This is a genomic window from Metabacillus sp. KJ11-3, from assembly GCF_055808295.1.
This window is the reverse complement of the sequence record NZ_CM147865.1, coordinates 3,651,941-3,671,521: the sequence shown is the minus strand read 5'-3', so window position 1 is coordinate 3,671,521 and position 19,581 is coordinate 3,651,941. Positions and strand designations below refer to the sequence as shown.

Sequence of the window (19,581 nt, the reverse complement as noted above, 5' to 3'; positions counted from 1 at the left end):
GTATAAGAAAAACTAAGGCTTTCGCCAGTTCGCGATAAGCCAAGTTTTTCTAATTTAGTTTTCTGTGCTAAAAGAAAACAACCTAGGCTTGCGTGCTTAACTTAGTCAATCATATTAACCAGACTTCACTCGTTATTGACCGGTTGCTGAAGCTTCATAGGGCCAGTCCCTCTGCTTCTCTTGATAAGATATGAAATTTTCATATAACCTTTAACGTGTGAAAAAGTATTACAACTAATTTATCTAATATTTAGAAAAATATCAATAGTAAATTAACAGTTTGTCAATTTTTACTTAGTATGTGATGAATTATGGTTGTTGTTTTGTTGGAGCCTTTATAAAAATATGAAGAGAGGAGGAAATTATGCTTTTCATATTTGAGGTAGAAAAAAGAGCTGAACTCATTTGAGTTAGCTCTAATAACTATGTTATCGGTAATTAATAAATTGTACATCGATTGGTAAGTCAGCTTCTCTGATTGCGGCAATCACCTGTTGGAGATCGTCACGACTTTTACCTGTTACACGGATTTGATCATCTTGGATTTGCGATTTTACTTTTAAGCCTTTGTCTTTAATAATGCTGTTAATTTTTTTAGCGTTATCTTTGTCAATGCCTGAAACAAGTTCAGCTCTTTGACGGACAGTCCCGCCTGAAGCATTCTCAACTTTTTTATACGAAATATTTTTGATTGGTACATTTCGTTTAATTAATTTGGAAATAAGAACATCTTTTAATTGCTCGAGCTTATACTCATCGTCAGAAACTAAAACAAGCTCTTCCTTTTCTAATGAGACGGTGCTTTTACTACCTTTGAAGTCATATCTTGTCGCAATTTCCTTCATTGCAATATTAATCGCATTCGTTACTTCGGGAAACTCAATCTTTGATACAATATCAAATGAACTATCTTTCGCCATAATTATCCTCCATTACGTATATAATATAGGTTGATTATAGTAAAATATAACAATGATCACAACTTTTGAAGTGATGTTAAAAGAATTTTCTTACAGAAAGAAGAAAGAGAGGATATATTTATGATCCCAGGTACATTTGCAACATTAACAATAGATGAAAAGGTAGATTACGGTTATTTTCTAACAGATGGAAAAGAACGGGTGCTTTTACATAATAATGAAGTGATAGGAGAAGTAGAAGAAGGTGACAAGGTTGAGGTCTTCTTTGGCGTTGACACACAAGATCGACTATATGCCACAATGAAAAAACCATACATTACAGAAGATTCGTATGGTTGGGTCGAGGTCGTAGATGTCGTAGAAGATATGGGAGCTTTCGTGAATATCGGACTTAGTAAAGACGCTCTTGTCGCGAAAGATCATCTTCCTTATTTGAGAGAAGTTTGGCCAAACGTTGGGGACAGGCTTTATTGTACATTAAAAGTATCAGGCAACGGCCGATTTTTTGTTCGATTAGCTACAGAGGAAATCGTTGAGCCGCTTATGAAGGAAGCAGACCGCACGATATTTAATAAAGAGGTAATAGGAACAGTTTACCGAATGATTGTGGCAGGTTCATTTATATTAACAGAAGAAGGATATAAAGGGTTTATTCATTCATCACAGCGCGTGGTTGAACCAAGGCTTGGCGAGACGGTGACTGGAAGAGTCATTGATGTAAAAGAGGATGGAACAATTAATGTTTCTCTTCTCCCTCGAAAGCATGAAGCACAAAGTGGTGATGCGGAGAGAATTTATGCCTACATGCTAGAAAGAAATGGTGCGATGCCATTCACTGACAAAAGTGACCCTGATGACATAAAAGAAAGATTTAACCTTAGTAAGGGAGCGTTTAAAAGGGCATTAGGTCATCTAATGAAAAGCGATCGTGTGTACCAAAAGGATGGGTGGACGTACTTTAAAGAAGAAAAAAACAACGAATAAAAAATGTAATGGTTTTCACTTGTAACTATAGAGTGAAAACCATTTTTTATTTGTAAAAAGCCTTAAAAATCTATCATTATGACCGATACAACTAAAGGTGTAAGAATAGTTAGTAAAGAGAGGTTGTTAAAATGATCATCAAGAAAATAGCATCCATGTTGGGATTCATATTCATTTTCATGATAGCAGGTTGTTCACAAGAGGAGGCTGCTAGTAAAGTAGATGAAAAGGTTAAGGTTGGGATTATGCTGTCAGATGTAGGCTTGGGCGACCAATCCTTCAGTGATTCAGCTTTCAATGGATTGATAAAAGCAAGAGATGAACTTGGTATAAGATTTGATTATCGGGAATTAAAGGATTCGGGAACATATGAAAAAGGGTTAACCGAACTAGTTGAAGAGGATCATGATATTATTGTCGGTCTTGGATATATGGTTCAAGAAGAGCTTGAAAAGGTTGCTCAAAAATATCCCGATCAGCAATTTGTCTTAATAGATGCAATTTCAGAATTAAAAAATGTAACATCCATTACATTTAAGGAAGATCAAGGGAGTTATTTGGTTGGGGTTGTTGCCGCTTTAACGACTCAAACGAATAAAATTGGATTTATTGGCGGAGATGATGTTCCTCTTATTAATAAATTTGAGGAAGGCTTTATAGAAGGGGCAACATCTATTAATCCATCAATACAAGTTGATGTCACATATGCAGGTGACTTTGGTAATGACCAATTAGGAGCAAAGTTAGCGCGTGAAATGATTCATAACGATGTAGATGTCTTATATGCTGCAGCAGGGTTTACGGGTGTTGGTATGTTGAAAGAAGCTCAGGCAAACAAAGTATTAGCAATTGGTGTAGACAGTGACCAATATTTTTATGCTGAAAAGGCAGTTGTGACATCCATGTTAAAAAATGTGGATGTGGCGATGTATCAACTTGCAGAACAGTTAATAAAGAACAGGAAAGTACAATCAGGACATATTGAATTAGGGATAGAGGACGATGGAATAGGGCTTGCTCCTCTAAGGGTATTTCCATTTTCAAAAGAACAGCAGGACATCATCGAAGAATGGAAAACAAAACTATCAACTGACAGCTAGGAGGACACTATGACCATTAAGAAAAAGATATTATTTAATTCAATGAGTGTACTGATCATTGCTATTATCATGATTGCCTATATTATTTTTAATATGCTTTCAATTCAATCATCCAACCAGGGTGAAGTAAACACTTTATTAAATATACAAAAACTTCAAGCTGAGATGAATTCTACAAAGCAGGGACTAGATAACTTTTCTGTTTCAGGAACAGATGCACAAAAGGAAGAGGTCTTAGTAAGCATTACAAATAGTAATGAACTATTAGCAGAATTAGAAAAAGAAGTCACCTATGGAAAAAGTGTTGATACGTTAAAAAAGGCAACCTCAAAATATGAGGAGTGGAAAGCTGAAGCAAATACTGCATTGGAAGAAAAAGGCGGTCCGGAAGCAAAGCGACAGTCTATCCGGATGAATGGAGTATTAAACGATATTCATCTTTTAAATGAATACGCAAATGAGCAATATTCCGCCTTGCAAACAAAATTAGCGAATCAAATTTCTTATGTTATTATCTCAGCGATTGTTGGGAGTATTGTATTAATTGGATTATCCATCTTCATCACGATGAAAATAACGAATTCAATTACCCGTCCTCTGAAGCAATTATCTAAACATGCAAAAGCAATTGCTTCGGGAAATCTTATTGTTGACACAATTACCTACGAGGGAAAGGACGAATTAGGTTCACTAAATAAGTCCTTTACACAAATGGTTGAACAGCTGAAAGAATTATTATTTTCAATTGAAACAGCAAGTAAGAATGTCGAAAGTTTTGCAAGGGACTTAGAAACAGAGAATAAAGGGCTAACAGCTATAACAAACCAAGTGGCGATTTCAACAAATGAAATGTCTATTGGGACACAAAGTATTTCCAGTGACTTACAAGATGCTGTCACATTAATTGAGAAATTGGACAACAACTTTAAGGAAAACGTCCGGACATCAGAAGAATCTGCTTCATTTGGAACAGAGGTTGTATCAGTAATTACAGATGGACAAGGTGCAATTGAAGTCCAACGAACATTAATGATGAAAAATCAGCAAACAAGTCAACAGATAGACACAGCAACCAAAACATTTGCGGAATATACCACTGAAATTGAAGATATGGCCAAAACCGTTTCAGGTATAGCAGATCAAACGAATCTGTTAGCATTAAACGCTGCGATTGAGGCTGCACGAGCTGGAGAGGCCGGAAAAGGCTTTGCGGTTGTGGCAGATGAGGTTCGAAAATTAGCAGAAGAGGCAGCCAATTCGACAAAGCATATCTTCAACATGGTCTTTAAAATTAAAGAAGGAATTTCAGATGTTAGACAAGCTGTTCAAGAAGCTGTGTTCATTGCAGATGATCAGCAGCAATCTATGAATACAACGACAGAGGCATTTATTAAGATCGGTGATCGTGTAGATGAAATGATGGTGAGGCTCACTTCTTTAGTAGAAGGAATGAATACCTCCAAACAGTTTGGCGAACAGGTTTTAAATAGTGTGGAAAGCATTAGTGCGGTAGTGGAGGAAACGGCAGCAGGAAACGAAGAAATTTCCGCCTCTACGACAGAACAGCTATCTGCCTTTGAAAAAATAGTGGATAAGGTTGAGGAGTTGAGAAAGCTTACTGATGACCTGCAGTCAACAATGAATTATTTTAAATTAAAATAAAGTAGAGGGTGGTTCTAAAAAGAATCACCCTTATTGCTTTACCTGCTTAGGAAGGTTGAAAATTGCAGGAACTATGGCTAAGTGCATTTTGACATCCAGCTCCAGCGCCTAGCCACAAATGAATTGAAGATAAAGAACATCTTCTATTCATTTGCGCCTTATTTGCCTGAGGCTGAACAAGGCGCTTCCGCTTTAGATATGATCTGTTTTTTTAGAATATTGTCTTTCGCCTTTTTGGCGGTTTTTTTCCCGCATCATATTTTTCTCGTGGCGTTTCGCATTGTTGTCTTGTGCTTTTTTATCATTATCACTAGTATGTGGCATGATGAAGCTCCTTTCAAACGAATGTAAGCTTATCATTCCCAATCCAAAATGCTCCTATGTGTTATTCCTCATCATTTAAGAAGAAAATCGCCAGTGTTCCAGGACCTGAATGAGCTCCAATTACTGCGCCAACAAGATTCACATAAATCTCTTTAGGTGAAAAGGCTTCTTGAATTAATGCCTTCATTTCATTGGCAGCTTCTTCATCATCACCATGGCTTATGGCGATTGTTTGATTTTCGAGGTTAACCCCTCGATCTTTCATAATGTCAATGATCCTTCTGAACACTTTTTTCCGTCCTCTGACTTTTTCGAGTGGAATTAGCTTTCCATCTTCAACATGAAGAAGTGGCTTAATATTTAACAAACCGCCAACAAAAGCAGATGCTTTGCTGATTCTGCCACCACGGGCTAAGTATTCTAAATTATCGACCGTAAAAATATGCTCAACCTTTTTGCAATAAGCTTTTACAGCAGTTTCTATTTCAGTAAGAGATTTTCCGCTACCAGCCAGATTAACGGCGTATTTAACTGCTAAACCGCAACCTAATGAAGCACACTTAGAGTCAATAATGGATAACTCAAATTCCGGGAAATCCTCCAGCACTTCATTTCGAATCATCATTGCGGTTTGGTATGTACCTGAAAGCTCTGATGAAAAACATACATACAAACTGGGAACACCCCTTTTAGCCAGGTCAGTAAATACATCTTTAAATAATGAAGGTGATATTTGAGAGGTTTTTACTACTGTTCCAGATCGCATGGAATCATAAATTTCTTTTGGTTTAATTTCCTTTTGGTCCTCCAGTTGTTTCCCATCAATTTCGACACTTAAAGGAAGAAATGTCACAGAGTTTTCTTCAAAAAACTCAATGGGCAAATCTGAAGCACTATCAGCTAAAATGTGAACATTCATTTTAACACCTCTTTATATTCGAATTATAAGGTCGAATCGTTATATGTAAATCAAATCTTTATATGTTTAGTTTATCCCACCTTAACGGGCAGTACAACTCCCACTTCACCCTACCGATGGTAACATTCTAAAGGTAAAAAACAATCTTTGTATTCAAATGGAGCAAAGTTGGGAAAAACTAGAGCAAGGATATAAATAAGTAAGGAGGAGAATGCATGCTGAAAAATGAGACAATGAAAATTATCGTGGTCATTATAGGTGCTTTTTTAAATGCTGTTGGGTTAAATATGTTTTTAATCCCTGCAAATGTATATGCAAGTGGTTTTACAGGCATTGCCCAGCTTCTCTCAAGTATACTTGAGGAATATACACCATTTTTTATTTCGACGGGTGTGTTATTATTACTTTTGAATATACCCGTTGCTATTTTAGGATGGTTAAAAGTGGGGAGATCTTTTACTTTATACAGCTTCTTCAGCGTTGCAGCAACAACTGTTTTTTTAGGAATTGTACCTTTACATTCATTCTCAGGTGATATTTTACTAAATGCTGTTTTTGGTGGTGTGATAGTAGCTGTTGGTGTGGGAATTACATTGAAATATGGTGCATCAACAGGAGGACTAGATATCATTGCTATGATTCTATCGCGGATGAAAGATAAGCCAGTTGGGACGTATTTCTTTTTATTTAACTCGATCATTATTCTAACTGCGGGCTTATTATATGGATGGGAAAAGGCATTGTATACATTGGTAGCACTTTATGTGTCAACAAGGGTGATTGATGCTATTCATACAAGACATGCAAAACTAACCGCAATGATCATTACAAAAAAAGCTGATTCGTTAAAGGTGGCCATACATTCTCGTTTGGTCAGAGGGATAACGATGATTCCTGCAAAAGGAGCGTTTACGAATGAACCGAGGGATATGCTTATTATTGTTATTACAAGATATGAATTATATGACCTCGAAAAAATAATTAAAGAAGAAGATCCGAATGCATTTACAAATATTGTTCAAACAACAGGGATATTTGGGTTCTTTAGAAAGGAATAGGTACTTAAATGAAATGGATAATATTTCTAACTATCGGTGTTTTATCCCTGTTGACAGGTTGTGCATCTGAAAGAAATGGTGATGCCGAGGAGATGAATCAAGAGGTGGAGGTGCAGGAAGTAATGAGTAAAGAGCTTGAGGTGGATTTTCAAGTTATACCATTATCAAAAGAAACTCAATTTCTAATCTCTTTAACAAATCGATCAGATCAGTTGAAAAAACTTGAATTTCATAGTGGTCAAAAATATGAAATTATAGTAACCAATGATAAGGGTGAAGAAGTATTTATCTACTCAAAAGGAAAAATGTTTTCACAGGCACTAGAGACAGCCCTACTTAAGTCTGGAGAGAATATGGAGTGGGAAGAAACATGGAAACATGATTCATTGCCACCTGGACAATATAAAGCAAAAGTATCCATTTTATCGCACAAGTCCGATAATCTCAGTTTAGAAAGGGAATGGACTGTCCCTCCAAACAATTAAACGAAGGGCAGTCCATCTTGGTTAAATTGAGTCGATTTTTTGCTGAAACTCTCTTAGTTGAGCTCTTTCAGCATCGGTGCTATTAGCAAAAGCAGATGACAGGGCGTTTTTTGCTTTCATGACAGCTTCATGTTTATCACCCTGTGCAGACCCTGATGCAACCGAATCGGCATATGCGACAGCTTCACGTGCTTGTTGGAATAATGGATTTGTCATTTAAAAGCCTCCAAGCATACTATCGTCAGTTTTACTCATTTTTTGTTGTTCTGATTCAGAAAGTGTTGAATGGTAAGGGAACCTCTCATCGTGCTTAGTAACTGTATCTTTGCCTTGTTGTACAAAACGTTTTGATTTGTTACGTTTACCCATTGAAAAAGCCCCCTTTAAAATAGTGACGCCTTTCTCTTGCGTCAAGATTATTTTGTACGATCCTGCAAATAATATAGATGGCAAAATGTATCTCATTTTCCCCGAGTTTCTTTAGTTTAAAGGGATAGAACTTCCTTTAAGTAGTAAGCAATTCCATCTTCTTCATTCGTTTTTGTTTTTTTATTGGCTACATTTTTTACTTCATCGGTTGCATTCCCCATGGCCACGCCATGGCCTGCGTATTGAAGCATTTCCAAGTCATTATCTTCATCGCCAAAGGCAATAATGCAATCTTGAGGAATATTGTAGTGGGAAGCAATTTTTTGTAAGCCAATCGCTTTATTCATTCCTGCCCGGATGATTTCAATAACATGCCATGGTGCAGCCCATCTTCTATGGTCAACAACCTCTGCATGAACATCTGATAAATAAGTTCTTATTTTCTCAACATCTTCTTCATCTGCATGAATAAGAATACTTGTTACATCTTCACTTAAGTTCTGACGCAAGTCTCCAATAGTCGTATTTGGATTTCCCATGCTAAAAACATCAAGTAGCTTTTCATCGTGATAATGGAAATATACATCATCAATAATTTCAGCTAATACATTATGTAGGTTATGCTTTTCAGATACAGTGATGATTTCTTTCACTACTTCTAAATCAAGGGTAGTATGGTAGGTACCCCACTTATTGTCTTTTGGGTGGTGAACATATGCACCATTAAAGTTGACGATCGGTGTTGATAAGTCTAACTCTTCATAGTAAACGGAGCTTGAACGGAATGGCCTTCCTGTTGCGATACAAACAATATGACCAGCTTCCTTTGCTTTCTTAATGATTTCTTTGTTATAAGCTGAAATGGTCTTATCATCTTTTAAAAGGGTCCCATCTAAATCTAAAGCGATTAAATAAGGTTTTGTATCCATAACGTCTCCTTTGTTATAAAATATTTTATGATCAAGTTCATACGTCAAGGCGCTTGCGTTTTCTTTCGGATAGGAAGTAAACATTTCTTACTTAGTGTGGTGTCTAGCTCCAGCGCCCAGCGACTAGTGAACTTCACACTCCTCCTTACGATAAGTCAACATCGAATCGCTATCGCTCTTCGTGTTTTCTATATCTCATTCGGATTGCTCCAGTTCATACGTCGCTGAACGGGCGCTTCCGCTTTCCTTTATTAGTGTATCTTTTTTCCAAGATTTATGTCTACATGTTACACTTATTTAGTGGGAATATAACTAGAAGGAGCAATTAATGTGATTATTGTTGAGAAATTACATATAGAAGGAATACCGACTTTACACGTTGTTAAAGAGTCGTTAAAAGAGACAAAAACACCATTTGTGATGTTTATCCATGGTTTTACAAGTGCCAAAGAAAATAATCTCCATATTGCTTATCATTTAGCTGAAAAAGGGTTCAGGGTTGCATTGCCGGAAGCATTGTATCATGGAGAAAGAAGTAAACAATATGGCACGAAGGAGCTTGCCTTCAGGTTCTGGAAAATTGTTTTAAATGAAATAAATGAAGTAACGAAGATTAAGGAATACTTTGAAATAAATCATTTAATTGATTCTGACCGAATAGGACTCGCGGGTACTTCAATGGGCGGGATTACAACACTAGGTGCACTGACACAGTATAATTGGATAAAAGCAGCGGTTAGTTTAATGGGAAGCCCTTGTTATACAGAACTTCTTAAAAGTCAGCTTTACTCGTTAAAGCAAAGCGGTGCGGAAATTCCTCTTTCAAACGAAGAAATTGAAGAACAGCTTGCATTACTACAGCCATTTGACTTAAGTCTTCAAACAGAGAAACTTCAAAATCGCCCATTGCTTTTCTGGCATGGTGAACGTGACCAAGTCGTCCCATTTGCTCCAACATATCAATTTTATAAAGATATTGTCCCAATGTATGATAAAGAACCCGAAAAACTTCAATTCATAGCAGATCCGCTAGCAGATCACAAAGTATCAAGACAAGGTGTCCTGGCATTGGTCGAATGGTTTGAAAGGTATTTATAATTAATTAAGGTTCTTTGGAAGATTGTTGCTTTTAATTTTTGATTTAATTTTAAGAGTTAGTGGAATGGAGCGGAAGACACTCGACTCCTGCGGGAAGTAGAGGAAAGGCTGAGACCCCATAGGCGAAGCCGAGGGAGGCTCAGCTTCCTCCCCGGCGCATGGAGTGTCTGGAGCGCAATGGAACGGACTACTTTTACACCTTCATCTTTTTAAAAAGTAATAAATTTCTCAAATAATGCAGAATACTTTCTTTGACTTCAATCTTTTACTATACTCAAAATACCAACTATCTGAAAGGAGTGTTTAAATATGGATGAATTACTAAAAGAAAATATCTATGGTGCGTTAGAAACAGTTGTAGATCCGGAGCTTGGTGTTGACATTATCAATCTTGGCTTAGTATACGATGTGGAAATGGATGATGAGGGCCATACGATTGTTACAATGACATTAACTTCAATGGGATGCCCGCTGGCAGCTACTATTGTTGAACAAATCAAAGTAGCCATTCAAGATATACCGGAAGTAAAAAGCACTGAAGTAAATATCGTCTGGAGTCCGCCATGGTCAAAAGACAGAATGTCAAGGATAGCAAAGATTGCATTAGGAATTCAATAAATCGTTTGAGAGTAACCCTTATACATTGTTATAAGGGTTACTTTTTTGTATTTTAAAAAAGTTTAACTATACTAAAGGATTAAAGTATAAGAAAAGGCATCGACTTCCGCCATTCTTGGCGGTAAGTCGTGTTTTTCTAATTGCTATTATAAAAAAAGATGTTTGTTCCTAGTGAAATATGGATATAAACTATTAGGTTGATAGGAGCAGTTCAATCCCAAAAATTATCACAACCCCAATATCAAAGCATAGAATATGCAATGATAAACCAGACTCTGATTATTCAAACAACTTACACATATGTAATCCCTATTCAATTTTCAAATTTTTTATACAATTAAATGCATATATATTATGTCGTGCGAATACACGTAGTTTCTAATAAATCCTTTCATTTACGTGATTTTTTTGAAAAATTAGCAAAAATATTATTTATACACTTGATTTTATTTTTATACATATTTATAATTGAGAAATAATTTAGATAACGAACTTAAGAGAAGGTGATTTGGTGAAGGTCGGAATTATCGGTGCCACAGGATACGGTGGAGTCGAATTACATCGTATATTATCCAATCATCCACATGTAGAAGAATGTATACTTTACTCATCTTCAGAAATGGATGTTCCATATAGCAACTCGTTTCCACATCTACATCAATTAAGTAATCATATATTGCGAGATATCAATGTCGAAGAAATAAAAAGAGACATAAAGTTTTTGTTTCTTGCAACACCACCTGGAGTTTCAAGAGACTTAACACCAAAGTTTCAAGGATCAAATGTCAGGATCATCGATCTCTCCGGTGACTTGAGGTTAAAAGATCGATTAGCTTATGAGCAATGGTATAAGCGACCATGTGTATCAGAAGATATTTTGGAACATGCTGTATACGGGCTTTCTGAACTTAATAAAGAGGAAATAATGAATGCTGATATTCTTGCAAATCCAGGCTGTTTTCCGACAGCAACGATTTTAGGCTTGGCACCTGTTGTCCAAAACAAAATCATTGATGTGAAATCAATCATTGTTGATGCCAAAACAGGAGTATCTGGTGCAGGACGCAATGCATCACAAACCACACATTATTCAGAAGTAAATGAAAATATGAAAATTTATAAGGTTCATGAACATCAGCATGTTCCGGAAGTTGAGCAAGCACTTCATTCTTTAAATGAAGCAGTTGGTGCTATTTCTTTTTCAACACATTTGATTCCAATGACACGTGGAATTATGGCAACTATCTATGCAAGTGTAGAAGATTCATATACAACGGAAAAATTACTAGATTTATATAAAAGCTACTATGCGGAATCATCATTTGTTCGTATTCGTGAGCAGGATGTATTTCCTTCAACAAAAGAAGTGTACGGTTCAAATTTCTGTGATATCGGGTTAAAGCTTGATGAACGAACAGGCAGAATCACCATCGTTTCAGTAATAGACAATTTAATGAAAGGTGCAGCAGGTCAAGCGGTTCAAAATTTCAACCTAATGAACGGTTATGAGGAAACAACCGGCTTGTATTTTGCACCTATTTATCCATAAGGCTATTTTGCAGATGAAATGGAAGGTCAGACTCTAAAGAAGGGGCAAATTGACTAAACCAATGTCATTGTAAAAGAGTGTTGATCATGACAACCAGGGAGGAAAAAGAAGTGCTACAAGCAAAAGAAACATCTGCTATTACAAAAATTGAAAATGGATCTATTGTAACACCGAAAGGATTCTCAAGTGACGGTGTTCATGCCGGACTCAGATATTCAAGAAATGATCTGGGAGTTATCTACAGCGAGGTACCAGCAAATTGTGCAGCCGTTTATACCCAAAGTCATTTCCAGGCAGCTCCGCTAAAAGTAACGCAGGCAAGCATCGCTGAAGAGGAATTGTTGCAAGCGATTATTGTCAATAGTGCGAATGCTAATGCATGTACAGGAGAACAAGGATTAAAAGATGCTTATGAGATGCGAGAAAGAACTGCAGACTTGTTTAACATCAAATCTCATTATGTTGCGGTTGCGTCAACAGGTGTAATTGGGGAATTTTTAAAAATGGATAAAATTCGGGCTGGAATCGAGCAGCTAAAACCCCATTCAACACATGAAGCTGCTGAAGCCTTTCAAACAGCCATTTTAACAACTGACTTGGTTATGAAAACATCATGCTATCAAGTTGAAATTGATGGAAAAACGGTTACCATCGGTGGTGCGGCTAAAGGTTCAGGGATGATTCATCCAAACATGGCAACGATGCTTTCTTTTGTGACAACAGATGCAAAGATTGACTCTGCATCACTTCAGGCCCTTTTAAGTAAAACAACAGATATAACATATAATCAAATCACGGTTGATGGTGATACATCCACAAATGATATGGTATTGGTCATGGCAAATGGGCAGGCTGAAAATGAGCTGTTAAACGAGCAACATCCAGGGTGGAATGATTTTAAAACAGCGTTTCATAAAGTTAGTGAAGAGTTAGCAAAACAAATTGCAAAAGATGGCGAAGGGGCAACAAAGCTAATTGAAGTAGCGGTAACAGGAGCAAAAACAAAGCATGAAGCAAATGTTGTTGCCAAGAAGATTGTCGGATCAAGCCTTGTCAAAACAGCTGTTTACGGAGCTGATGCAAACTGGGGAAGAATTATTTGTGCAGTAGGTTATAGTGAAGCACAAGTTGAACCTGAGAGCATTGATATTTACTTAGGGGATATTTGTTTATTTACAGATAATCGTCCTCAATCATTTTCAGAGGAAGTTGCCTCAGAATACTTAAAACAGGATCAAGTAAAGATTACAGTTCATCTTGGTGTTGGAGAAGAAACAGGAAAAGCCTGGGGCTGTGATTTAACATATGATTACGTGAAAATAAACGCAAGCTATAGAACGTAAGGGAGATTGTTATGTCAAAAACAGTTGTATTAAAATGTGGCGGAAGTACTGTTCACCAATTGTCAGAGTCATTTTTTCAAAGTTTAACAGCATTGATTTCCTCAAATTGGAGAGTGATGATCGTTCACGGTGGCGGTCCTGATATCACAAACATGTTGAAAGCTTTAAAAATAGAAACTGAATTCTACAATGGTCAACGTAAGACGACAGAAGAGGTACTTGAAGTTGCGGAAATGGTGTTAGCCGGGAAAATTAATAAGCACCTGACAGGTCTATTAAACCAAAAAGGATTAAAATCGATTGGATTGTCCGGTACAGATGATCAACTATTACTAGCGGATTTCTTGGATCAAGAAAACTTGGGAATGGTTGGGAAAGTAATATCAGTTCATACAGCTGCAGTAGAATTACTCATGGATAACGGCTATATTCCTGTTGTAGCGCCACTTGCAAGTACTGAAACACATGATACCCTCAACGTTAATGCTGATTTAGCTGCTGCAGCAATTGCAAATGCAGTCGGAGCAGAAAAATTCTTATTTGTAACAGATGTACCTGGCATTTTAAATAAAGAAAAGAAAGTCATTGAGACCGTAACACCATCTCAAATTGATGAACTGATAAAGAATGAAGTCATTACTGGTGGAATGATCCCAAAGGTGGAGTCGGCTGTTTCCACACTTTCAGATATTTGTCAGGAAGTCATGATTGTAAGTGGTCAACAAGCTTTCATTGAAAAAGATGCTTTTAAGGGAACGAAAATTGTGAGTGAGAAGGAGGTCTTGTCATCATGAGTTATTTATTTCCAACATATGCACGCTGGGACGTAACGATTAAAGAAGCAAAGGGTTCTTGGGTAACAGATGTGAATGATGTAAAGTATTTGGACTTTATTTCAGGTATTGCGGTTTGCAACCTAGGTCATGCCAATGAAGAAGTGTCCAATGCTGTACAAGAGCAGCTTACAAAATACTGGCATATGTCCAATCTATTTCACCAGCCCGTTCAAGAAGAAGTAGCAAAACTTCTAGTTGAAGCTAGTGATGGAGATGCAGTGTTTTTCTGTAACAGTGGAGCTGAAGCAAATGAAGCGGCGATAAAACTTGCAAGAAAGCATACTGGTAAGCAAAAGATCGTTACATTTTTACAATCATTTCACGGCAGAACGTTTGCGACAATGTCTGCAACAGGTCAAGAGAAAATTCATAAGGGCTTTGGACCTTTACTCGAAACCTTCCAATACCTCACCTTTAATGATGTAGAAGCATTAGATGAGCTAGGAACTGATGTGGCAGCCATTATGCTTGAAGTTGTTCAAGGTGAAGGCGGAGTCGTTCCGGCTGACAAAGAATTTATTGAAAAAATAACAGAAACATGTGAGAAGATCGGTGCATTACTTATTATAGATGAGGTTCAAACAGGAATTGGAAGAACAGGTAAGCCATTTGGTTATCAGCATTTTGGAATGAAGCCTGACATTATCACTTCTGCAAAAGGTCTTGGTAGTGGGCTGCCAGTTGGTGCAATGATCGGTCACAAATCGCTCATCGAAACATTTCAGGCTGGAAGCCATGGATCTACCTTTGGAGGTAATCCAATTGCCATGGCTGCTGCTAAAGTGACATTAGAGAAAATTTTCAATAAAGATTTCTTAAATGAAGTAAATAAGAAAAGCAACTATTTACTAGAAAAATTAGATCATATCGTCGGAAAGCATCCACTTGTAATTGGAGTTCGCGGGAAAGGATTATTAATTGGGATTGAATGTAAAGAACCAGTTTCACCAATCATTGACCAATTAAGAGAGCACAATTTCCTTGTTCTGCCGGCTGGTCCTCATGTAATCCGTTTACTGCCGCCATTAACCGTTTCATACGAAGAAATGGATATAGCGGTAAAAACAATAGCAGAAGTTTTCTCAAAGGTAAACGATTCTGTAGGAGCTCATTAATTTGAGCATTTTTTTTACAAGTGATTGAATAAAAATACCCATGGTTTAATAATTATCCAATAGGGTATAGAGAAGAATTAAAGACAAACGAGGTGTAAGCAGATGAAAGGATATCTCCATTTAGAGGATGGTTCAATTTATACAGGAGAACTAGAGCATGGGTCTTTGGAGGATATAAACGGAGAAATCGTATTTTTTACAGGAATGACAGGTTATCAGGAAGTACTAACTGATCCTTCTTATAAAAATCAAATCGTTGTATTCACGTACCCGTTGATCGGAAATTATGGTGTCAATATAAGTGATGATGAAAGTAAAAAGCCGCAGGTTAAAGCAGTTGTAATCTATGAGTGTACATCACAATATTCTCATTATGAAGCACAGTATAGCTTTAAAGAATATTTGGAAAAGTGGAACATCCCGATTATTCATCATATCGATACCCGGGCAGTGGTGAAAAAAATCAGAAATCACGGGTCGATGGCAGCTACAATAACGTCAAAATCTGCATTAGATGAAAAGCCGAGTACCATTTTCGAAGATGGAGTATTTGAAGTTGTATCAGATAAGCTTGAAACATATGGGAATGGGGAAAAGCATATTGCATTAGTAGACTTTGGATATAAGAAATCAATTCTTACATCCTTATTAGATAGAGGCTGCAAAGTAACGACTGTCCCATTTAAAATGATGGATAAAATAGGTGATTTAAAGCCTGATGGTGTCTTATTATCAAATGGACCTGGAGATCCTGAGCAATTATCAAGCTACTTTAGTCAAATTAAAAAAGTTGTTTCTGCTTACCCGACATTAGGCATTTGTTTAGGTCATCAATTAATCGCTCTATCTTTCGGTGCTAAAACGACAAAACTATTATTTGGACATAGAGGAGCAAACCAACCTGTTTTTGATCTTAAAACAAATAGAGTCTTCATGACATCTCAAAACCATAGTTATGTTGTCATTAAAGAGAGCTTAAAAGATACAGATTTATCGATGCGTTTTTATCACATTAATGATGACTCAATTGAAGGGTTATCACATAAAAGTTTACCAGTTTTAACAGCGCAATTTCATCCCGAAGCACATCCGGGACCTTCAGATAGTGAATGGATCTTCGGTGAATTTTTAGAGTTAGTCGCAGTTGCAAAAGGAGATATACTTTATGTCTAAAAATCAGTCTATCAAGAAAATCGTTGTTATTGGCTCCGGTCCTATTGTGATCGGGCAGGCCGCAGAATTTGATTATGCAGGCACACAAGGCTGTCTGGCTTTAAAGGAAGAAGGCTACCAAGTTGTTCTTGTTAATAACAATCCTGCAACCATCATGACAGATGAGGAATTTTCAGATGTTTTGTATTTTGAACCATTAACAGTGGAAAGTTTAACAAAAATTATCGCCAAAGAAAAACCGGATGGTTTACTTGCATCTTTAGGTGGTCAAACAGGGCTTAACCTGGCAATGGAACTTCATGAAGCAGGTGTTTTAGAGAAATATGGTGTGCAATTATTAGGAACTTCTATTAATTCGATACGTAAAGGTGAAGATCGAAATGAGTTCCGTCAATTAATGTATGAGTTAAATGAACCTACCCCTGAGAGCTCCATTGTTACAACATTAGAGGAAGCACTTGAATTTTCTAATAAAATCGGGTTCCCAATTATCATCAGACCTGCCTATACTCTTGGTGGAAAAGGCGGCGGAATTGCTTCAAATCTTGAAGAGTTTAAAAAGCTCGTAAGAAGTGGTTTGCAAGCAAGTCCGATTACACAATGTTTAATTGAAAAAAGCATTGCCGGCTTTAAAGAAGTAGAATATGAAATGATTCGTGATCACAAAGGAACGTGTATTTCTGTATGTAATATGGAAAATATTGATCCTGTTGGTGTTCATACTGGTGACTCGATTGTTGTTGCACCTTCACAAACATTAACAGATCAAGAGTATCATATGCTAAGAAGTGCTGCCGTTAAAATCGTTTCAGCACTTGGTGTGATCGGTGGATGTAACATTCAATTAGCGTTAGATCCTAATAGCAAACAATACTATGTTATTGAAGTAAATCCACGGGTCAGCAGATCATCTGCATTAGCATCAAAAGCAACTGGTTATCCAATTGCAAAAATTGCTGCAAAGCTTGCAGTAGGATATACATTGGAAGAATTAAAAAATCCTCTAACGATGAGTACGTACGCAAGCTTCGAGCCAGCGCTTGACTATGTTGTTGTGAAGTTCCCAAGATGGCCTTTTGATAAGTTTAATAAGGCTGACCGTAAGCTCGGGACTAAGATGAAGGCAACTGGTGAAGTTATGGCGATTGAGCGTAATCTCGAAGCAGCTATTCAAAAAGCATGTGACTCACTAGAACTTGATAATATCGGCACACACCTGCCAGAGCTTAAAGATTTATCCATTGATGAATTAAAAACAGTCATGAATAAAACAGATGATCGCCGCTTTTTTGCTGTGATGGAGCTATTAAGAAAAGGAAGCACGATACAAGATATCCATGAGCAAACAGAAATGGATGTGTATTTCCTTTCAATATTCCAACGAATGATCGATCTCGAAAAGCAAATCCAGGAAAAAACGATTTCAACACTTGATCCTGAATTTATAGCAAACGTGAAGGAAAAAGGGTTCTCTGATAAGACGATCTCATCATTATTAAATGCTCCTGAAGCTGAAGTTCGAAACGTAAGACTTCAAGCAGGAGTAAAGGCTTCTTATAAATATGTTGATACATGTGCAGCAGAGTTTGAAGCCCGTACGAATTATTTTTATTCTACCTATTTCGGTGAAAATGAACAGCCTGCTTTAACAAATAACAAAAAGATTTTAATCATTGGATCAGGTCCTATACGTATCGGTCAAGGGATTGAATTTGACTATAGTGCTGTTCATGGGATTAAAGCGTTAAAGCAATTAGGTTATGAAGCGGTGATGATAAATAATAATCCGGAAACGGTTAGTACTGACTTTGAAACAGCAGATCGATTGTACTTTGAACCAATTACGCTTGAACATGTATTAAATATCGTTGATTCCGAGGGAATTGATTCTGTTATTGTCCAATATGGCGGGCAAACGGCGATTAACCTTGCTGAACAATTAGAATCTGCAGGTGTAAAGCTGCTTGGTACTGATACTGAAACATTAGATTGGTTGGAGGATCGTGACAAGTTCTATCAACTGTTAGATGAATTATCCATACCACACGCAGCAGGACTAACGGCAAACAATGCGGATGAAGCATTAAAAGGATCAAAAGAAATAGGTTTCCCACTGCTTCTTAGACCATCATATGTTATTGGCGGAAAAGGAATGGTCATTGTTCATAATGAAGAAACCTTAGAAAAGTTACTTGCGGAAAATACAAATATGATTTATCCGGTTCTTATTGATCAATTTGTTGAAGGACTTGAGGGAGAAATTGACCTCATTTCAGATGGTCAAGATGCCTTTATACCAACATATATTGAGCATGTTGAGCCTGCAGGTGTCCATTCAGGGGATAGCTTAGCCATCCTACCTTCTCAAAACCTGACGGACGAAAATAAACAGGTCATTGCAAATTACGCAAGGGCGTTGGTGAAAAAGCTGCATTATCGAGGAATTATGAATATTCAATTCTTAGTGAAAGATCATACAATTTATATTGTAGAAGTAAATCCACGTGCAAGCAGAACAGCGCCGATTATTAGTAAAGTAACTGGTATTCCTATTATTAAGCATGCTACGTATTTATTATGCGGTAAAAAAATAACAGAACTAGACATTACCTCCCCAGAGTCTAATAACATGGTGGCGGTGAAATATCCGGTCTTCTCCAGTCATGCTTTGCATGATGTTGATATTACACTTGGACCGGAAATGAAGGCAACTGGTGAAGGAATGTGTATTGGTAATAATTTAGAGGCCGTTTATCGCAAGATCTTTGCAAAGGACTTAGAGAATGTACGAAGTGTCTTTTTTGATGTAGCAGATAATGAGGCGATAAAAACAGCTAAGGAAGTTGGACTTGAAGTTGTGACAGATCAGTACGAAACATGGGTTGAGGGAGAAAAAGGCATTTTCGTCTCATTGATTGACAGTGATGAAGCGAAATTAGCACGCCAACAAGCGATTGAAAAAGGAATGCTTCTTTTTACAAATCTATCAACATTTTACGCTTGTTTAACATCCATTACTGCCACTGATGATGATGTATCTTCAATTCAGGAATTTTTGAAACCATTGGTGAAAAACCAATAGGTTCCGCCTAAGCTAAG

19 protein-coding genes and 1 riboswitch are annotated in these 19,581 nt (G+C 37.1%); of the genes, 13 read left to right on the top strand and 6 right to left on the bottom strand.

All coding sequences use genetic code 11. From position 1 onward, the window contains the following. Window positions 1-93 precede the first annotated feature (93 nt). Window positions 94-190: riboswitch (SAM riboswitch) on the bottom strand. Window positions 191-428: 238 nt separating this feature from the next. Further along, window positions 429-920, bottom strand: coding sequence for a YajQ family cyclic di-GMP-binding protein (locus AC0L8O_RS18275; protein WP_026561292.1), 492 nt, complete (start codon window positions 918-920; stop codon window positions 429-431). 120 nt (window positions 921-1,040) lie between these two features. Here AC0L8O_RS18275 and AC0L8O_RS18270 point away from each other — a divergent pair, with 120 nt between their 5' ends. From AC0L8O_RS18270 to AC0L8O_RS18260, 3 genes are all read left to right on the top strand, one after another. Beyond that, entirely contained in the window at window positions 1,041-1,904 is an 864-nt protein-coding gene (locus AC0L8O_RS18270) for a CvfB family protein (protein WP_473444319.1), read from the top strand. A 137-nt stretch (window positions 1,905-2,041) separates the two neighbouring features. Next, complete coding sequence (locus AC0L8O_RS18265) at window positions 2,042-3,004, top strand: BMP family lipoprotein (RefSeq protein WP_473449010.1); 963 nt, start codon at window positions 2,042-2,044, stop codon at window positions 3,002-3,004. 9 nt (window positions 3,005-3,013) lie between these two features. Next, complete coding sequence (locus tag AC0L8O_RS18260) at window positions 3,014-4,666, top strand: methyl-accepting chemotaxis protein (RefSeq protein ID WP_473444317.1); 1,653 nt, start codon at window positions 3,014-3,016, stop codon at window positions 4,664-4,666. 192 nt (window positions 4,667-4,858) lie between these two features. On the opposite strand, the gene AC0L8O_RS18255 is transcribed toward AC0L8O_RS18260, so the two are convergent. Both AC0L8O_RS18255 and AC0L8O_RS18250 read right to left on the bottom strand, forming a co-directional pair. Next, window positions 4,859-4,990 (bottom strand): DUF3941 domain-containing protein, encoded by a 132-nt coding sequence (locus AC0L8O_RS18255; RefSeq protein WP_078435225.1) that lies wholly within the window; start codon window positions 4,988-4,990, stop codon window positions 4,859-4,861. 61 nt (window positions 4,991-5,051) lie between these two features. Continuing rightward, window positions 5,052-5,909 carry a DegV family protein gene (locus AC0L8O_RS18250; protein WP_026561296.1) on the bottom strand — a complete coding sequence of 286 codons (858 nt, stop codon included), beginning with the start codon at window positions 5,907-5,909 and terminating at the stop codon, window positions 5,052-5,054. 215 nt (window positions 5,910-6,124) lie between these two features. On the opposite strand from AC0L8O_RS18250, the gene AC0L8O_RS18245 reads away from it, so the two are divergent. Both AC0L8O_RS18245 and AC0L8O_RS18240 read left to right on the top strand, forming a co-directional pair. Then, window positions 6,125-6,967: a YitT family protein gene (locus AC0L8O_RS18245; RefSeq protein WP_473444315.1), complete on the top strand. Its 843-nt coding sequence runs from the start codon at window positions 6,125-6,127 to the stop codon at window positions 6,965-6,967. 8 nt (window positions 6,968-6,975) lie between these two features. Next, window positions 6,976-7,452: a BsuPI-related putative proteinase inhibitor gene (locus tag AC0L8O_RS18240; RefSeq protein WP_473444313.1), complete on the top strand. Its 477-nt coding sequence runs from the start codon at window positions 6,976-6,978 to the stop codon at window positions 7,450-7,452. A gap of 21 nt (window positions 7,453-7,473) precedes the next feature. Here the strand turns inward: AC0L8O_RS18240 and AC0L8O_RS18235 are convergent, their stop codons facing one another. The 3 genes from AC0L8O_RS18235 to AC0L8O_RS18225 form a co-directional block, all read right to left on the bottom strand. After that, complete coding sequence (locus AC0L8O_RS18235; protein ID WP_026561298.1) at window positions 7,474-7,668, bottom strand: DUF3813 domain-containing protein; 195 nt, start codon at window positions 7,666-7,668, stop codon at window positions 7,474-7,476. Continuing rightward, complete coding sequence (locus AC0L8O_RS18230; protein ID WP_169908462.1) at window positions 7,669-7,821, bottom strand: hypothetical protein; 153 nt, start codon at window positions 7,819-7,821, stop codon at window positions 7,669-7,671. 116 nt (window positions 7,822-7,937) lie between these two features. Then, on the bottom strand, window positions 7,938-8,750 hold the full coding sequence (locus AC0L8O_RS18225) for a Cof-type HAD-IIB family hydrolase (protein WP_026561299.1): 813 nt from the start codon (window positions 8,748-8,750) through the stop codon (window positions 7,938-7,940). Window positions 8,751-9,080: 330 nt separating this feature from the next. On the opposite strand from AC0L8O_RS18225, the gene AC0L8O_RS18220 reads away from it, so the two are divergent. From AC0L8O_RS18220 to AC0L8O_RS18185, 8 genes are all read left to right on the top strand, one after another. Next, window positions 9,081-9,848, top strand: a complete 768-nt coding sequence (locus AC0L8O_RS18220) for an alpha/beta fold hydrolase (protein WP_473444311.1) — start codon at window positions 9,081-9,083, stop codon at window positions 9,846-9,848. Between the two features lie 309 nt (window positions 9,849-10,157). Next, complete coding sequence (locus AC0L8O_RS18215; RefSeq protein ID WP_026561301.1) at window positions 10,158-10,466, top strand: metal-sulfur cluster assembly factor; 309 nt, start codon at window positions 10,158-10,160, stop codon at window positions 10,464-10,466. Window positions 10,467-10,977: 511 nt separating this feature from the next. After that, a complete protein-coding gene (gene argC / locus AC0L8O_RS18210; protein WP_473444309.1) occupies window positions 10,978-12,015 on the top strand; it encodes an N-acetyl-gamma-glutamyl-phosphate reductase in 1,038 nt (345 codons plus the stop codon). Between the two features lie 110 nt (window positions 12,016-12,125). After that, window positions 12,126-13,358 carry a bifunctional ornithine acetyltransferase/N-acetylglutamate synthase gene (gene argJ, locus AC0L8O_RS18205; protein ID WP_473449008.1) on the top strand — a complete coding sequence of 411 codons (1,233 nt, stop codon included), beginning with the start codon at window positions 12,126-12,128 and terminating at the stop codon, window positions 13,356-13,358. 11 nt (window positions 13,359-13,369) lie between these two features. Then, a complete protein-coding gene (argB, locus tag AC0L8O_RS18200; RefSeq protein WP_473444307.1) occupies window positions 13,370-14,152 on the top strand; it encodes an acetylglutamate kinase in 783 nt (260 codons plus the stop codon). Then, on the top strand, window positions 14,149-15,309 hold the full coding sequence (locus AC0L8O_RS18195; RefSeq protein ID WP_473444305.1) for an acetylornithine transaminase: 1,161 nt from the start codon (window positions 14,149-14,151) through the stop codon (window positions 15,307-15,309). Before argB ends, AC0L8O_RS18195 begins: the two co-directional genes overlap by 4 nt. 102 nt (window positions 15,310-15,411) lie before the next feature. Beyond that, window positions 15,412-16,482: a carbamoyl phosphate synthase small subunit gene (locus AC0L8O_RS18190; RefSeq protein ID WP_473444303.1), complete on the top strand. Its 1,071-nt coding sequence runs from the start codon at window positions 15,412-15,414 to the stop codon at window positions 16,480-16,482. After that, window positions 16,475-19,564 carry a carbamoyl phosphate synthase large subunit gene (locus AC0L8O_RS18185; RefSeq protein WP_473444301.1) on the top strand — a complete coding sequence of 1,030 codons (3,090 nt, stop codon included), beginning with the start codon at window positions 16,475-16,477 and terminating at the stop codon, window positions 19,562-19,564. The genes AC0L8O_RS18190 and AC0L8O_RS18185 overlap by 8 nt, the downstream gene beginning before the upstream one ends. The last annotated feature ends 17 nt before the right edge of the window (window positions 19,565-19,581 follow it).

Bases quoted from the DNA above. Each gene is read 5' to 3' on its own strand.
- AC0L8O_RS18245 (WP_473444315.1), top strand. From the start codon at position 6,125: ATGCTGAAAAATGAGACAATGAAAATTATCGTGGTCATTATAGGTGCT.
- AC0L8O_RS18185 (WP_473444301.1), top strand. From the start codon at position 16,475: ATGTCTAAAAATCAGTCTATCAAGAAAATCGTTGTTATTGGCTCCGGT.
- argB (WP_473444307.1), top strand. From the start codon at position 13,370: ATGTCAAAAACAGTTGTATTAAAATGTGGCGGAAGTACTGTTCACCAA.
- AC0L8O_RS18250 (WP_026561296.1), bottom strand. From the start codon at position 5,909: ATGAATGTTCACATTTTAGCTGATAGTGCTTCAGATTTGCCCATTGAG.
- AC0L8O_RS18255 (WP_078435225.1), bottom strand. From the start codon at position 4,990: ATGCCACATACTAGTGATAATGATAAAAAAGCACAAGACAACAATGCG.
- AC0L8O_RS18260 (WP_473444317.1), top strand. From the start codon at position 3,014: ATGACCATTAAGAAAAAGATATTATTTAATTCAATGAGTGTACTGATC.
- AC0L8O_RS18230 (WP_169908462.1), bottom strand. From the start codon at position 7,821: ATGGGTAAACGTAACAAATCAAAACGTTTTGTACAACAAGGCAAAGAT.
- AC0L8O_RS18190 (WP_473444303.1), top strand. From the start codon at position 15,412: ATGAAAGGATATCTCCATTTAGAGGATGGTTCAATTTATACAGGAGAA.
- AC0L8O_RS18195 (WP_473444305.1), top strand. From the start codon at position 14,149: ATGAGTTATTTATTTCCAACATATGCACGCTGGGACGTAACGATTAAA.
- AC0L8O_RS18240 (WP_473444313.1), top strand. From the start codon at position 6,976: ATGAAATGGATAATATTTCTAACTATCGGTGTTTTATCCCTGTTGACA.
- AC0L8O_RS18270 (WP_473444319.1), top strand. From the start codon at position 1,041: ATGATCCCAGGTACATTTGCAACATTAACAATAGATGAAAAGGTAGAT.
- AC0L8O_RS18275 (WP_026561292.1), bottom strand. From the start codon at position 920: ATGGCGAAAGATAGTTCATTTGATATTGTATCAAAGATTGAGTTTCCC.
- AC0L8O_RS18225 (WP_026561299.1), bottom strand. From the start codon at position 8,750: ATGGATACAAAACCTTATTTAATCGCTTTAGATTTAGATGGGACCCTT.
- AC0L8O_RS18215 (WP_026561301.1), top strand. From the start codon at position 10,158: ATGGATGAATTACTAAAAGAAAATATCTATGGTGCGTTAGAAACAGTT.
- AC0L8O_RS18235 (WP_026561298.1), bottom strand. From the start codon at position 7,668: ATGACAAATCCATTATTCCAACAAGCACGTGAAGCTGTCGCATATGCC.